This is a genomic window from Citrobacter sp. FDAARGOS_156 (assembly GCF_001559235.2).
Classification (GTDB): domain Bacteria; phylum Pseudomonadota; class Gammaproteobacteria; order Enterobacterales; family Enterobacteriaceae; genus Citrobacter; species Citrobacter youngae.
On the sequence record NZ_CP014030.2, the window covers coordinates 4,328,869 to 4,345,096 of the forward strand.

At 52.3% G+C, this 16,228-nt stretch carries 11 protein-coding genes and 1 pseudogene; 6 read left to right on the forward strand and 6 right to left on the reverse strand.

The features are described from left to right. Positions 1–59 precede the first annotated feature (59 nt). Positions 60–1,157 carry a glycerol dehydrogenase gene (locus tag AL515_RS21345; RefSeq protein ID WP_005131422.1) on the reverse strand — a complete coding sequence of 366 codons (1,098 nt, stop codon included), beginning with the start codon at positions 1,155–1,157 and terminating at the stop codon, positions 60–62. Positions 1,158–1,717: 560 nt separating this feature from the next. Between AL515_RS21345 and AL515_RS21355 the strand changes: the two genes are divergently transcribed. After that, the gene (locus tag AL515_RS21355) at positions 1,718–3,376 is read left to right on the forward strand and encodes a glycerone kinase (protein WP_048213326.1); all 1,659 of its coding nucleotides are present in this window, start codon (positions 1,718–1,720) and stop codon (positions 3,374–3,376) included. A gap of 90 nt (positions 3,377–3,466) precedes the next feature. Here AL515_RS21355 and cfa read toward each other — a convergent pair whose 3' ends face one another. Next, entirely contained in the window at positions 3,467–4,621 is a 1,155-nt protein-coding gene (cfa, locus tag AL515_RS21360; protein ID WP_048213327.1) for a cyclopropane fatty acyl phospholipid synthase, read from the reverse strand. 67 nt (positions 4,622–4,688) lie between these two features. On the opposite strand from cfa, the gene AL515_RS21365 reads away from it, so the two are divergent. After that, entirely contained in the window at positions 4,689–5,537 is an 849-nt protein-coding gene (locus tag AL515_RS21365; protein ID WP_040230561.1) for a helix-turn-helix domain-containing protein, read from the forward strand. Here AL515_RS21365 and AL515_RS21370 read toward each other — a convergent pair. Next, positions 5,534–6,316, reverse strand: coding sequence for a siderophore-interacting protein (locus AL515_RS21370; protein WP_061068652.1), 783 nt, complete (start codon positions 6,314–6,316; stop codon positions 5,534–5,536). The two genes, AL515_RS21365 and AL515_RS21370, sit on opposite strands and share 4 nt — an antisense overlap. Positions 6,317–6,555: 239 nt before the next feature. Between AL515_RS21370 and AL515_RS21375 the strand changes: the two genes are divergently transcribed. Further along, the gene (locus AL515_RS21375; RefSeq protein ID WP_061068653.1) at positions 6,556–7,176 is read left to right on the forward strand and encodes a PadR family transcriptional regulator; all 621 of its coding nucleotides are present in this window, start codon (positions 6,556–6,558) and stop codon (positions 7,174–7,176) included. On the opposite strand, the gene AL515_RS21380 is transcribed toward AL515_RS21375, so the two are convergent. Together AL515_RS21380 and AL515_RS21385 are read right to left on the reverse strand one after the other, a co-directional pair. Continuing rightward, positions 7,173–8,738, reverse strand: coding sequence for a methyl-accepting chemotaxis protein (locus tag AL515_RS21380; RefSeq protein ID WP_048213330.1), 1,566 nt, complete (start codon positions 8,736–8,738; stop codon positions 7,173–7,175). The two genes, AL515_RS21375 and AL515_RS21380, sit on opposite strands and share 4 nt — an antisense overlap. Before the next feature lie 317 nt (positions 8,739–9,055). Next, the gene (locus tag AL515_RS21385; protein ID WP_048213331.1) at positions 9,056–10,576 is read right to left on the reverse strand and encodes a methyl-accepting chemotaxis protein; all 1,521 of its coding nucleotides are present in this window, start codon (positions 10,574–10,576) and stop codon (positions 9,056–9,058) included. Between the two features lie 430 nt (positions 10,577–11,006). Here AL515_RS21385 and ygjG point away from each other — a divergent pair, with 430 nt between their 5' ends. The 3 genes and pseudogenes from ygjG to AL515_RS21400 all read left to right on the forward strand — a co-directional run bounded on the left by ygjG (position 11,007) and on the right by AL515_RS21400 (position 15,022). Beyond that, complete coding sequence (ygjG, locus tag AL515_RS21390) at positions 11,007–12,386, forward strand: putrescine aminotransferase (protein WP_167335587.1); 1,380 nt, start codon at positions 11,007–11,009, stop codon at positions 12,384–12,386. Between the two features lie 70 nt (positions 12,387–12,456). Continuing rightward, positions 12,457–12,858 (forward strand): annotated as a pseudogene (locus AL515_RS21395) (MGH1-like glycoside hydrolase domain-containing protein); the annotation flags it as partial. Between the two features lie 145 nt (positions 12,859–13,003). Then, the gene (locus tag AL515_RS21400; protein ID WP_061068655.1) at positions 13,004–15,022 is read left to right on the forward strand and encodes an oxidoreductase; all 2,019 of its coding nucleotides are present in this window, start codon (positions 13,004–13,006) and stop codon (positions 15,020–15,022) included. 54 nt (positions 15,023–15,076) lie between these two features. On the opposite strand, the gene rlmG is transcribed toward AL515_RS21400, so the two are convergent. Next, positions 15,077–16,213 carry a 23S rRNA (guanine(1835)-N(2))-methyltransferase RlmG gene (gene rlmG / locus AL515_RS21405; RefSeq protein ID WP_061068656.1) on the reverse strand — a complete coding sequence of 379 codons (1,137 nt, stop codon included), beginning with the start codon at positions 16,211–16,213 and terminating at the stop codon, positions 15,077–15,079. Positions 16,214–16,228: the final 15 nt, after the last annotated feature.

The following is a 16,228-nucleotide window of genomic DNA, read 5'->3' on the forward strand; positions in this document are numbered from 1 at the left end:
TCCGGCAGAGACTGCCAGAGGGGGAGAAGATGCCAAATAAAAGGCTTACCGACGTCTGATTAACGTGCCAGCCACTGCTGTCCCAGCAGGTCTGCCGTCAGAATAGCGGCATGGACGCTTTCAGGCGTCACCGGGAACGGCATATTGTGAATGGTTTCACCTTCCGCGCAGGTGGCTTTCGCAACGGCCATAATCTTAGCGTCGATGCCGTCTTTCACGCCCATTTGCGCCAGCGTTACCGGCAGATCTACTTTCTGGCAGAAATTCAGCACCGTTTCGATCTCTTCCATCGGGCTGTTCTGCAGCACCAGTTGCGCCAGCGTACCAAAGGCGACTTTTTCACCGTGGTACAAATGGTGACACTCTTCCAGAATGGTGAAGCCATTATGGATGGCGTGTGCACCCGCAAGACCACTGCTTTCAAAGCCGATGCCGCTGAGATAGGTGTTCGCTTCCACGATACGTTCCAGAGCATCGGTCACCACGCCAGCTTGCGCCGCCAGGCGAGCCTTTTCACCTTCTGCCAGCAACGTATCATAGCACAAGCGCGCCAGGCTCAGGGCCGCCGCCGTGGACTGTCCTCCCGCCATGCTGGTCGCTCTGGCATCAAAACACGCTTTTGCTTCAAACCAAGTCGAGAGCGCATCGCCCATCCCGGCTACCAGCAGACGTACCGGCGCTTTGGCGATAATTGCCGTATCCATGACAACCATATCCGGGTTTTTCGGGTAGATCAGATATTCTTCGAACTCACCGGCTTCGGTATAGATAACAGACAGCGCACTGGTTGGCGCATCAGTTGAGGCGATAGTTGGGATCACCACCACCGGCAGTTTCTGGTAGTAACCGATCGCTTTGGCTGTATCCAGCGTTTTCCCACCGCCAATCCCAACCACACCACGGCAACCGTGCTGCTTCAGAATGGCAATCAGGCGATTAATTTCAACATGGCTGCATTCGCCATTGAAGCGTTCCGCGTGGCAACTAATACCGTGGCTGTGCAGGCCATTGAGTACTTTGTCTCCCGCCAGTTTCATGACGAAGTCATCTGCAATCACGAAAAAGCTGTCTGCCAGATTTTTAGCGTATTGACCAAATAAGGTAGAAGCGTCAGGACCCTGGAGATATTTGGCTGGAGATTGAATAACTTTTAGCATTCCTTTCATCCTCAAATAAGTACATGTTTTTACATGGTGAGCCCTGGCGTTAACCTGTTTAGCCTATTGCGAACGGCGAAAACGGGAGACCGGAGCGATGCAATAACTGTATGGCGAGGCGGGAACAAAAAAATCATTCGTCTTTTTGTTCTGATATGAAACAGATAAAAATGACATGCGTTCCATATTGAAACGGTTAACCCTGAAAATACTAAGGTTTGCGATCCCGATCCGTTCATTTTCCGACAAATCCTTGCAGAACGCGAAAATCAAATTCCCTTTGCCCCTCTCTGACGCCGTTAAAAGCAGTAACAAAACGTTTACTGTGCGGTGTGGCCAGCACTGAAAAGGCGATAAAAAAGTCGAGCGGGCTCGCATTGTGATCGTTCATCTCACAAATGCGTTCCATTACGGAACAAAAAATAACAATTACGTTCCGTAATGAAACTCATTTTGCCGCTGTTTTTTTCCACGCTGACTCCGCCAGAATCTCCCCATCGCCTCCGCACCATGACAATGCATTCGGGGGTTTGTCTTACACTCAACCTCGAGGAGCCGTTATGTCTCAATTCTTTTTTAATCAGCGTACCCAACTCGTTAACGACGTCATCGACGGTACGATTATCACCAGTCCGTGGAACAATCTGGCGCGTCTGGAAAGCGATCCGGCTATTCGCATCGTGGTACGTCGCGATCTCAACAAAGATAACGTGGCGGTCATTTCTGGCGGCGGTTCGGGACACGAACCTGCGCACGTTGGTTTTATCGGTAAAGGCATGCTCACCGCTGCGGTCTGTGGCGACGTGTTTGCGTCCCCGAGCGTAGATGCAGTGCTGACCGCAATCCAGGCGGTAACTGGCGAGGCAGGCTGTCTGTTGATCGTTAAAAATTACACCGGCGATCGTCTTAACTTCGGCCTCGCCGCCGAAAAAGCACGCCGCCTTGGCTATAACGTCGAAATGCTGATTGTCGGCGACGATATCTCCCTGCCGGATAACAAGCATCCTCGCGGGATTGCGGGCACTATCCTGGTTCATAAAGTGGCAGGCTATTTCGCTGAACGCGGCTACAACCTCGCTACCGTCCTGCGTGAAGCGCAGTATGCAGCAAGTAACACCTTCAGCCTGGGCGTCGCCATTTCCAGTTGCCACCTGCCGCAGGAAACCGACGCTGCACCGCGCCATCATGCGGGCCATGCCGAACTGGGCATGGGCATTCACGGCGAACCGGGTGCTTCGGTTATCGACACGCAAAACAGTGCGCAGGTGGTGAATTTGATGGTGGATAAACTGCTGGCGGCACTGCCCGAAACCGGCCGTCTGGCAGTAATGATTAATAACCTGGGCGGCGTGTCCGTTGCTGAAATGGCTATTATCACTCGGGAACTGGCAAACAGCCCACTGCATCCGCGTATCGACTGGCTGATTGGCCCGGCCTCGCTGGTCACCGCCCTGGATATGAAAGGTTTCTCGCTGACCGCCATCGTACTGGAAGAGAGCATCGAAAAAGCACTGTTAACCGAAGTAGAAACCAGCAGTTGGCCAACCCCGGTTCCACCACGCGAAATCAACTGTGTGCCGTCATCGCAGCGCAGCGCGCGTGTCGAATTCCAGCCCTCAGCCAACACGCTGGTTGCCGGGATTATTGAGCAGGTCACCGGAACGCTTTCCGATCTGGAAACACACCTCAACGCGCTGGATGCCAAAGTAGGCGATGGTGATACGGGTTCAACTTTTGCCGCTGGTGCGCGTGAAATCGCTGACCTGCTGCATCGTCAGCGACTGCCACTGGATAACCTTGCCACGCTGTTCGCCCTGATCGGCGAACGCCTGACCGTGGTGATGGGCGGGTCCAGCGGCGTACTGATGTCCATCTTCTTTACCGCCGCCGGGCAGAAACTCGAACAAGGGGCTAACGTTGCCGAGGCGCTGAATACGGGCCTGGCGCAGATGAAGTTCTACGGTGGTGCAGACGAAGGTGACCGTACGATGATTGACGCGCTGCAACCCGCACTGACGTCTCTGCTGGCACAACCGCAAAACCTGCAAGCCGCTTTTGACGCCGCACAGGCAGGCGCAGAACGTACCTGTCTGTCGAGCAAAGCCAATGCGGGCCGCGCATCGTATCTCAGCGGCGAAAGCCTGCTGGGCAATATGGACCCCGGCGCGCACGCCGTCGCAATGGTGTTTAAAGCGCTGGCAGAGAGTGAGTTGGGATAAGCCATAAGTGCCTGATGCGCTGCACTTATCAGGCCTACGAGTGCAAAGCTTTGTAGGCCGGATAAGGCAACGCCGACATCCGGCGGAACGTTAACGATAAACGCGGATCCCGCCTTCTACGCCCCGGCTAAACAGTACTTGCCACAGCTCAATATCTCTGGCGCGGAACGCACCAGCACAAGCGCACAGGTAATAATTGAACATCCTTCTGAAAGTCGCGGAATAACGCGATGACAGCTCCGGCCACGCCTGATTAAACCGCGCATGCCAGGCCATCAGCGTTTTATCATAGTCACTGCCAAAGTTATGCCAGTCTTCCATCACGAATCGCGACTCGCTCGCTTCAGCAATATGAGAAATCGCCGGTAAGCAGCCATTCGGGAAAATATATTTATTGATCCACGGATCGACGCTCATCCCTTTTTTATTGCTACCAATAGTATGTAACAGGAACAGCCCATCCGGTTTTAAACAACGGTCGGCGATGCTGAAATAGGTGTCGTAGTTTTTCGGCCCTACGTGTTCAAACATCCCCACGGAGACAATACGATCGTAGTGTTTATCGAGGTCGCGATAATCCTGCAGCAGAATATTAACGTCCAGCCCTTCACAGCGCTGCTGCGCCATTTTTTGCTGCTCTTTCGAGATAGTGACGCCTTCTACCGCCACGCCGTAATGACGCGCCGCATATTCGGCCAGCCCGCCCCAGCCACAACCAATATCGAGTAAACGCATACCCGGTTTCAGTTGCAGCTTCTCGCAAATCATTTTTAATTTGGCGTTTTGCGCGTCTTCTAAAGTGGTTGCCTCTTTCCAGTAGCCACAGGAATATTGCATGTGGGGATCCAGCATGAGTGCAAAGAGATCGTTGCCAATATCGTAGTGTTCTTTACCGACAATCCACGCACGACTGCGAGACTGCAAATTAAACAGGCGGGCGCTGGCAATACGTAATATATCTTTCAGATTTCCCGGCATTTGCTGGTCGAGTTTTGCTTTCAGAATTTTGCAGAACAGAACATCGAGGCGTTCACAGTCCCACCAGCCTTCCATATAGCTTTCGCCAAGCCCCAGGGAGCCTTGTTGCAGCACCCGTTTAAAGAAACCGGCATGATGAAGTTGAATGTCCCAGGGGCGGGAACCATTGATCTGAATATCTGCTTGCTGGAGCAGCTCTTTTCCCATTCGGGTCCAGTTATCATTTGTTTCATTGACGATGACAGCATCTGAACAAAGCGTGTTCATGGTATTTACCAAAAGTGGGCTATTAATTATTACGCAAGATTATTATGGAAAAAAGAATGTATGTATTATGATTTGCGGACAAGATCTATCGAACAGCGGCCACACCACCGGGAGCATTGACGATTTATTTATGGAAACTCTCGCGCAAAAACATTGGAATTCCTTCCCGGACGATTCCATGGCAGAACTGCCGCAGGACGTTTACTTTCGCTCTTATGTCCTGGAAGCCAACCACCATGTTCCGCAGCACTCACACGCTTTTATGCAGTTTCATTTTGCCCGCAAAGGCAGTATGCGCATTGATGTCGCCGGCAAGTGCTGGATAATCCCCGCGCATTACGGCATCTGGATCCCTAATAATACTGAGCATGCAGTTTGGGCGCTGGATGATGTGCATTTAGAGAATCTGGATATTAAACCGGGTTTTCTCGAAGAAAGTATCCATGAGTGTAAAGTCGTGGCGATCAGTGATTTCGCCAGAGAGTTTATTCATTACGCCACGAATTCAATTTCAGGCCATTATGATAGCCAGTCAAAAGAAGGCAAACTGGTCAGTGTGCTGGTCGACATTATTCTGCAATTACCAGAGGTCGCCTTTGTATTACCCTGGCCGCAGGATCGTGAATTAACCCATGTGTGCCGAACAATACAAGCGTCACCGGCGCTGGAACATTCAGTAGAGTATTGGGCACAACATTTGGGTATGTCTGCCCGTACCTTTTCGCGTCATTTCAAAAAAGAAACCGGATTACCCTTCAGCGTCTGGAAGCAAAAAATGCGAATTCTGGAGTCTGTACTCATGCTGAAGAAAAATAAAAGCGTAACCGCCGTGGCGCTCGATGTGGGATATTCAAGCACCGCAGCGTTTAGTTATGCATTCCGCCAGGCGTTTGGCGTTTCACCGTCACATTATTAATTAACGTTCCGACGTTGATGCCAGTAAGCCGCGGCACGCACCAACTGCTGATCGAAAGCCTCAGTAGCAAAGCGGGCGCTCAGGTTTTTCACCACTTTTCCTTCGCCAGTTATCCAAATGAAATAATCCTGTGCAGGTACGGTCAGCTGTGAAAGCTGATCATTCACTGCCTGTTCGTCATGGCCGACAAACCACTGAATCGTAAAACCATCGAGATGAGCGAAATAGTCCTGATACGCTGCATCGTGTACGCTAACCAGCGCCGTCACGTTTGGACGTACCGCTAAACGACCGATCGCCTCCAGCCGACGACGTAGCGCAGGCATTCCAGATTCATCACACACGTAAACCTGGTACGCATAGTCTTCTGGTACCACCAGCGAGCCACGCGGTCCGCCAATCGTCAATTTGTCACCTTCACGCGCATTCATCGCCCACGTACTCGCCACGCCGCCGTCGTGGATATAAAAATCCAGCGCCAGTTCATGGCGTGCCTGGTCATACAACGGCGTGTAATCACGGGATACCGGACGCACACCCTCCGGCCAGACAATCCCCTCATCCGTCACTACGGGCGGCACAAAGTGACTGCCCTGCTCAGGGAAAAAGACCTTGGTGTGGTCGTCAAAACCATGTGAGCTAAAACCATCCAGAGCGTCACCGCCCAGTACAATGCGCTGGAAACCCGCGCTGATACGTTCAACCCGCAGGACGGTCAGTTCACGGAAGCGCAGCTCATTGCGAACGCGCTGTGGATAGCGTGGAATGTTATTTGTCATTTTTTCGCCTTCGTGACAGAGATTAGATATATCTAAATAAATTTTAAATGATAATGATTGCTAATTGAGAATATTGCAAGAACTTTTTTGATAGAGTATGGATAGCCACTCCAAACGCGAAACAAAAAAAATAAATATATATAAATCAATAAATTAAATTAATATTCCTGCATACACTTGCAAATGGAAAAAGTTTAGATATAAATTAGATATATCTAAATAACGTCAGGAGATGAATGATGCAAGATCATCATGAAGGGTGCTGCAAACATGCAGAACACCAGCACGAAGGCTGCTGTAAAGGTGAAGAACGTCATCACGAAGGCTGTAACAAAGAACACCATCATGAGCATGGCTGCGGACACCGCCACGGTCGCGGTGGCGGTGGCGGTCGACGTCAGCGTTTCTTCGGCCACGGCGAATTACGGCTGGTGATTCTCGATATTTTGACCCGTGATGCCAGTCACGGTTATGAGCTAATCAAAGCCATTGAAACATTGACTCAGGGTAATTACATCCCAAGCCCGGGCGTGATTTACCCGACACTGGATTTCTTGCAGGATCAGTCGCTTATCGCCATCCGTGACGAGGAAGGCGGACGTAAGCAAATCACAATCACCGAGCAAGGCCTGCAATGGCTGGAAGAGAACCAGGAACATCTGGAACATATCCACGAACGTATTAAAGCACGCTGTGTCGGCTTTGAATTACGCAAGAATCCACAGATGAAAAGAGCACTGGAGAATTTTAAAGCCGTGCTGGATCTGCGGGTCAATCACGGTGACACCAGCGAAGCGCAAATCAAGAAGATCATCGGTATTATCGATCGCGCATCGCTGGACATCACCCAGCTTGATTAAGCAGGCTGCGCGTCCTCTTTACGTACGCGGAACACTTTAATCATCTCTTTTAAGTGTAATGCCTGTTCGTTTAATGACGCCGCTGCCGCAACGGACTCCTCTACCAGACAGGAGTTCTGTTGCGTGGTGGTGTCGATCAGGCCAATCGCACTGTTAATCTGCGAAATACCGTCCGTCTGCTCGCGGCTGGCCTGACCGATTTCCCGCAATATCACATCCATTTCTTCAACGTTAGTGACCATTCCATTGATCAACGCGTTGGCTTTTTCAACCAGCACCAGTCCTTCCCGGGTTTGACTGGTGGAGTCTTCAATCAGATTGCGGATTTCACTGGCAGACGATGCGCTTTTTTGCGCCAGTTGACGCACTTCTCCGGCTACTACCGCGAAACCACGTCCATGCTCACCGGCGCGCGCCGCTTCGACAGCCGCATTCAGCGCCAAAATATTGGTTTGAAAAGCAATCGAATCTATCAGGTTGATAATCTCTGACATACGGTTAGAGGTTTCATTAATCACGCGTATTTTCTGCGTCACCTGATTCATCATCTCACCGTTGTTTTTCACCACCGCCGCCGCTCCCGTAGACAGCTTCGTCGCTTCATGGGTATGGTCTGCCGTCGTTTTGACCGTCGCGGTAATTTGTTCCATTGACGCCGCAGTCTGTTCTACCGAGCTTGCCTGTTCTTCGGTACGCGCAGCCAAATCCTGATTACCCGCGACAATCTGCGCCGCCGCCGCAGAGATATTTTCGGAGCCGTTTTGCACTTCCTCGACAATCTCTAACAGTCGGGTTTTCATTGCCATCAGCGCTTGCAGCAGCACACCGGTCTCATCCTTCTGTTCCATACTGATGTTGCGAGTAAGGTCGCCCTGCGCAATCGCCTCGGCAAACTGCACGGCTTCATTAAGAGGTCGGGTAATTGAGCGCACAATATACCACCCCATCACACAACCGGCGGCAATGCTTATCAGCGCCAGAGTAATCAACAGCGCGCGATTGGTGTGGAAATCATATTCCACCTGAGCGCCCGCCTTCTGCATCTGGGCATCTTCAATGGCGATCAATTCCTGCACTTTTGCTTTATACGCCTGCTGCACATTCACCGTGCGGGTCATCATCTCGTGCATCGCACCGGAGCGATCGTGATTCTGCAGCGCCTGCAGAATGCGGAATCGGGAAGCCAGATACTGCTCACGCACATCGCGGATATCCGCAACAATTTTTTTGGATGCATCATTGAGAGGTGCAGCACTCAGCGCATCCAGCAGAGCAGAAATTTGCTGGCTGATGGTATCGAGCTTTTTCTGGGACGCCTGGGTCCATTTGCCTTCCTCATCCAATAACATCAATTGTTGAGTACTGACAAACTCCTGAAAATTATCAATGAGCAGATTGGCTTTTACCGTAATCGGATAGTCATTGGTAATGATGTTCTGCATCCCACTGTTACTACGATCCAGACTCAACAGCGAAAGGCCCGAACTCACCATCATCAGTACAATAAACAAACCAAACGCGATAAATAATTTCGAGCGAATCTTTACGTTATGCAAGAACATATTTTCTCCCTGGAGACAGTTTTCTTCAGACAGATATCCTTATCGGTCAACACTCACCTAACTTTATGATATTGATCGTTTTTTAATTTTCATCAATGTTACGAAATAGTTTTTGACGATGAATAAAGCAAGACCGATCGTTATATAAGCGATATTTAACAATATTTAAAAACAGGACACTCGCGGTCAGAACGGAATAAGGAAAATAGAATCGTAATACCAAAGTGGTATTATTTAATATATGATTAACAAAATCATTACAAAAACGCCTACCGGGGACGATAAGCGTTTGGCGGGAAAATGGGATAGGGTGAGAATTAATGCAGCACGGTCACCGCATCTTCCAGGCGACCGGCACGATGTTTCACCATTGCTGAAATCTGCGCGCTCTCTTCGACCAGTTCGGCATTTTTCTGCGTAATATTGCTCAACTCATTTACGGCACGGGTCAGGCTGGAAAGACCATCTGACTGCTCCAGCGTTGAATGGCTGATTTGAGCAATCAACTGCGTCACATTCTGGACCTGCGCCACAATATCATCCATTGTCCGCCCTGCGGCATGAACCTGATCGGAGCCAGACTGCACCTTGTCGGCGCTGGCATCAATCAGTTTACGGATGTCATTTGCTGCGCTTGCACTACGACTGGCAAGATGGCGTACCTCTCCGGCCACCACCGCAAATCCTTTTCCTTGTTCACCAGCCCTGGCCGCTTCAACCGCCGCATTCAGCGCCAGAATATTTGTCTGGAAGGCGATATCGTTAATCAGGGTCGTGATAGTACCGATCCGTTGGGTGCTGTTGGCAATATCGTCCATTGTTTTAATGACTGTATCCATCGCCTCACCGCCCTGTGTCGCTGCGCTGCTGGCGGCAATAGACAGCTTGTCAGCCGCCGCTGCTGTCGCAGAGTTTTGCTTCACCGATGCCGCCATCTGATTCATGGTGGTGACCGTTTCCTGCACATTTTCTACCGTCTGCTGCGTATGCTTGTTTAAATCATCGCTGCCTTTCGCCAGCGTTTCACTGTCGTTACGCACACAGCTGACCTGACTCGACACGTCATGAATAAGCCAACGGCACATTAACCCTAGCTGCCCCACCGCCCGTAGCATCAGACCCAGTTCATCGCTACGGTTAAGATGGGTCACGCTGTTGCGCTCACCGGTCGCGACTTTCAGTGCCTGCTGGGCAACATTCTCAATGGGACGCACAATCTGCCATTCGAAAATAACCGTCGCCAGCATCATCACCAGCGCGCTCACCAACAGTTGCGGCCATTCAGCGCCCATCTGCTGTAGCGCAGTTGCCAGGATGACAAACATAAAAGCCATGACACTGCGTACCCGCCAGCGAACCGGAAGCGACGGGAGTTTACCCAACCAGCCTTTACGTACCACCAGCCCCTTATGGACGCGCCGATGACAACGGCCTTCATTGAGTGCTTTATATAAAGGTTCGACCGCCGCGATTTCCGCTTCCGTCGCCCGGGTACGGATCGACATATACCCGGTTACGCGTCCTTCCCGCACCATCGGCACCGCATTGGCCCTCACCCAGTAGTGATCGCCATTCTTCCGCCGGTTTTTCACAATACCGCTCCACGGTTCCCCCTGTTTCAGGGTGTACCACATATCCGCAAACGCCGCTTTCGGCATGTCCGGGTGACGAACCAGGTTGTGCGGCTGAGCAAGCAATTCATTCAGCTGATAGCCGCTGACCTGAACAAAGGTATCGTTCGCATGGGTGATATAGCTTTGTAAATCGGTGGTCGACATGAGGGTGATATCATCATCCAGCGGTGTATTTTGCTGACTAACGTAGGGATGAGAAGACATGGTTGCGTCCTGTGCAGGTTATCTGGTTGTTAACTCTTTCGGCTTATGTTATTTCGGCGCTAATCTTTTTAACTTTAGTTGTTAAATTTGATTTAGATCGCAATTTGCGATTAAACCTCAAAATTTGTATGTTTTCTAATTCATTGATTTAAAATACTTTCATTACGAAACTATTCAACGCACCTTCACTCAGCGCACCGCAATAGTGCAATTTTCGCCCACTTTTAGCGCAATAACGCGTTTTTCTCGTCGGTTTTACGCGCGTAAACCTGGGCAAAATGCCAGCAAATGTTAATGTTTGAGATTAAATGTTGTACAAGCAAGATCTTCCCTGGTGTTTATCCCGATTTTCGTTAAGCGCGTCGGGATGGCGCAATCCCTGCAATACTTAATTCAGTATCATGTGATACGCGAGCTCCGGGAGCATATTTTGAACAGGTTACCTTCCAGCGCATCGGCTCTGGCCTGCAGCGCACACGCACTGAATCTCATCGAGAAGCGAACGCTTGATCATGAGGAAATGAAAGCACTAAACCGAGAGGTGATTGATTACTTCAAAGAGCATGTCAATCCGGGGTTCTTAGAGTATAGAAAATCTGTAACTGCCGGCGGGGATTACGGAGCCGTAGAGTGGCAAGCGGGAAGCCTGAATACGCTTGTCGACACCCAGGGACAGGAGTTTGTCGATTGCCTGGGAGGTTTTGGAATTTTCAACGTGGGGCACCGTAATCCAGTAGTGGTCTCCGCCGTACAGAATCAACTCGCGAAACAACCTCTGCACAGCCAGGAATTACTTGACCCATTACGGGCCATGCTGGCAAAAACGCTTGCTGCACTGGCTCCCGGAAAGCTGAAATACAGTTTCTTCAGTAACAGCGGGACCGAGTCGGTTGAAGCGGCGCTAAAACTGGCGAAAGCGTATCAATCGCCGCGCGGTAAATTTACATTTATTGCCACCAGCGGAGCCTTCCACGGTAAATCGCTGGGGTCGCTATCCGCCACCGCTAAATCAACCTTCCGCAAACCGTTTATGCCGCTGCTGCCGGGCTTCCGCCATGTTCCTTTTGGCGATATTGATGCCATGCGCACCGTCCTGAGCGAATGCAAAAAGACCGGCGACGATGTTGCCGCCGTGATTCTGGAGCCAATCCAGGGGGAAGGAGGCGTGATCCTGCCGCCGCAAGGGTATTTAACCGCGGTACGTAAACTTTGCGATGAGTTTGGCGCGCTGATGATCCTCGACGAAGTGCAAACCGGCATGGGGCGCACCGGCAAGATGTTCGCCTGCGAACATGAAAACGTGCAGCCTGACATTCTGTGTCTGGCCAAGGCGCTTGGGGGTGGCGTAATGCCAATTGGCGCGACCATTGCCACAGAAGAAGTGTTCTCCGTCCTGTTCGACAATCCTTTCCTGCATACCACCACGTTCGGTGGCAACCCGCTCTCATGCGCGGCGGCGCTGGCGACCATTAACGTCCTGCTGGAGCAAAATTTACCCGCTCAGGCAGAGCAGAAAGGCGATATGTTGCTGGATGGTTTCCGTCACCTGGCGCGTGAATATCCGGATCTGGTACACGACGTTCGCGGCAAAGGCATGCTGATGGCGATTGAGTTTGTCGATAATGAGATTGGCTACAGCTTTGCCAGTGAAATGTTCCGTCAGCGAGTGCTGGTCGCCGGAACACTAAATAATGCGAAGACGATCCGTATCGAACCGCCGTTAACATTAACGATCGAGCAATGCGAACTGGTATTGCGATCAACCCGCAAAGCCCTGGCCGCATTACGGGTGAGCGTGGAGCAGGTCTAACCACTGCCGGATGGCGATACTAACGTATCTTATCCGGTCTACTAAAGGACCTCCTTTGTAGGCCGGTTAAGGACCGGAAGGCTGGTCACCGCTGTTTAACGGTGCGGCCACACAATCCCATGCGGATGCGGTAGTTAGCGTGATGCTCGATCCGAAAGAGTTCAACACATATGTCCCACTTGGCACCGCAGCACTGACCAATCCAGCCTTCGGCGCGGACATATACTGGCGCGGACGCGTCTGGGTGGATCAGTTCTGGTTCGGGCTAAAAGGGATGGCGCGTTATGGCTATCGCGCTGAAGTATTAAAACTGGCCGATACTTTCTTCCAGCATGCCAAAGGGCTGACGGCAGAAGGTCCAATTCAGGAAAACTATAACCCGTTGACCGGCGCACAGCAGGGCGCACCTAACTTCTCCTGGAGCGCCGCGCATCTCTACATGCTGTATAACGATTTTCTTAAACAGCAGTAACGTCGATTGGCTCTCCTGAAAAGGAGAGCCTCTTTTTTGAATCCCATCACAATCACGGCATTCCCCTTTTCCCTTTTACGCGGCGACGGCTAAATTAGTAACTCATCCGACCACATAACAATAATTTTACATACTGGACACCTTTATGAGCTATCCGTCGTTGTTCGCCCCGCTCGATTTGGGATTCACCACGCTTAAAAACCGCGTGCTGATGGGTTCAATGCATACCGGTCTGGAAGAGTATCCTGATGGTGCAGAACGGCTGGCCGCGTTCTATGCTGAACGTGCTCGTCACGGCGTAGCCCTGATTGTGACCGGAGGAATTGCGCCCGCGTTATCGGGCGTGGGTATGGAAGGCGGGGCGATGCTGAACGACACCAGCCAGCTCGCACACCATCGCGTCATTACCGATGCGGTTCACGATGAAGGCGGGAAAATCGCCCTGCAAATCCTGCACACTGGTCGCTACAGCTATCAACCGCATCTGGTTGCGCCGTCAGCCATTCAGGCCCCTATTAACCGCTTTACGCCGCATGAGCTGACGCACGATGAAGTGCTGCAACTGATTGAAGATTTTGCCCATTGCGCCCAACTGGCGCGGGAAGCGGGCTACGATGGCGTGGAAGTGATGGGATCCGAAGGGTATCTGATCAACGAATTCCTGACTCTGCGCACCAATCAGCGTAATGATGAATGGGGCGGCGAGTATGCCAACCGCATGCGTTTTGCCGTTGAGGTGGTACGGGCGGTACGCCAGCGCGCCGGCAATGACTTTATCATTATCTTCCGCCTGTCGATGCTCGACCTGGTGGAAAACGGCGGAACCTTCGACGAAACCGTCCAGCTTGCACAGGCGATAGAAGCTGCAGGCGCCACCATTATTAACACCGGTATTGGCTGGCATGAGGCACGCATTCCCACTATCGCGACCCCGGTACCGCGCGGCGCGTTTAGTTGGGTGACGCGAAAGCTGAAAGGGCATGTGACGATCCCACTGGTCACCACCAACCGCATTAACGATCCTCAAGTCGCCGATGATATTCTGGCCCGTGGCGATGCCGATATGGTGTCGATGGCTCGCCCGTTCCTCGCCGATGCCGAACTGCTGTCAAAAGCGCAAAGCGGACGAGCGGATGAGATCAATACCTGTATCGGCTGTAACCAGGCCTGCCTGGATCAGATCTTCGTCGGCAAAGTCACCTCTTGCCTGGTCAATCCGCGCGCTTGCCATGAAACCAAAATGCCGATCGTTGCGGCCACTCATCCGAAAAATCTGGCGGTGGTCGGCGCGGGCCCTGCGGGTCTCGCCTTCGCCATTAATGCCGCCGCGCGCGGGCATCACGTTACGCTGTTTGACGCATATGGCGAGATTGGCGGGCAGTTTAATATCGCCAAACAGATCCCCGGCAAGGAAGAATTCTATGAAACCCTGCGCTACTACCGCCGGATGATCGACGTGACTGGCGTAACGCTGAAACTGAATCACTTTGTCAGCGCACGCGATCTGCACACCTTCGACAACGTGATCCTCGCCAGCGGGATCGAGCCGCGCATGCCGCCGATCGAGGGGATCGATCACCCTAAAGTGCTGAGCTATCTCGACGTCCTGCGCGATAAGACGCCAGTGGGTAAACGCGTGGCGATCGTTGGCTGTGGCGGGATCGGTTTTGATACCGCCATGTATCTGAGCCAGCCTGGCGATCCCACCAGCCAGAACATTGCCGAGTTCTGCGTGGAATGGGGAATCGACACCAGTCTGCAACAGCCCGGCGGTTTACGTCCGGAAGGCCCACATCTACCCCGCAGCCCACGCCAGATAGTGATGTTGCAGCGTAAAGCCAGTAAACCAGGACAAGGTTTAGGCAAAACAACGGGATGGATCCACCGTGCTACCCTGCTTTCACGCGGCGTAAAAATGATCCCGGCGGTGAGCTATCAGAAGATCGATGATGACGGGTTACACGTGATGATCAACGGCGAGCTACAGATCCTGAATGTGGATCACGTGGTGATTTGCGCCGGACAAGAGCCACGCCGTGAACTGGTCGATCCGCTGCACGCGGCAGGTAAAACGGTGCATCTGATCGGCGGCTGCGATGTGGCAATGGAACTGGATGCCCGACGCGCTATTGCACAAGGCACCCGACTGGCACTGGAAATTTAACGTCACGTCTTTCGTAGGCCGGATAAGGCGTTAGCCGCCATCCGGCACACGCGATTAGCGGCGACGACCAGTTTTGACCGCTTTCAGCACCACGAATTTATTATTGGTGGCGATGGTCACGCAGTTGCCGAAAATCTTCTTCAGCTTGTGGAAGTAGTCGAGGTGGCGGTTGGCCACGATGTACAGTTCACCATTGATTTTCAGGCAACGGCGCGCGTGGTGGAACATCTCCCAGGCGATGTTATCGGTCAGCGCATGCTTCTGGTGGAACGGCGGGTTACACAACACAGCGTTAAAGCGGAAAGGCTCCACGCCAGACAGCGCGTTGTTGATCATAAACTCGCAGCGATCCAATGCTTCCGGCATGTTGCTTTCGACGTTCAGACGGCTTGAAGCCACCGCCATCGGCGATTCATCCACAAAGACCACGCTGGCTTGCGGGTTCTTCTCCAGCAAAGTCAGGCCAATCACACCGTTGCCACAACCGAGATCGACAATCTCGCCTTCGAGGTTTTCCGGCAGATGTTCCATAAAGAAGCGCGCACCAATATCCAGCCCGGTACGGGAAAAGACGTTGGCGTGGTTATGGATAGTCCACTCGGTGCCTTCCAGCTTCCAGCTCAACGTTTGCGAGGCAGCGGCCAGCTCAGGTTTGCTGAACGTACAGTTGATCAGACGGGCTTTTTTCCACGCCAGCGTCGTGGTGGTTGGACCCAGCACTTTTTCGAACAGCTCCAGCGTCGAGGTATGCACATCGCGCGCCTTCGCGCCCGCGATGATGCGCGTTTGTGGCGTCACCACTTCACGCAACGCACGCAGTTGCTGTTCCAGCAGCGCCATGGTTTTTGGCAGCTTAATCAGCACCACGCCCGGCGCCTGCGGATATTCAGCGGTGCTGTCGAGGAATTTGACGCTCGACTCGGCAATATCGTTGTGACGCAGGTTCTCGCGTGTGGCAAGCTCGCTGAGATAAGAGTCGCCAATGCTATACGGCGTATGTTCCGCCAGCGCACAGCCCAGCGCGCCGAAAGTATCATTCAGGAGAAGCACCGGGCCGCTAATCTCGGTATCGTCCAGCTGTTGCAGCAGATATTCATCTGCAGCTTCCCACGCCAGCAGTGGGTTAACGTCATCCGTCTCCGGGAAACGTTTAAGTGACAGCGAACGGAAACCGTTGTCTATGTGGCTCATCGGCCCTCCTGAATG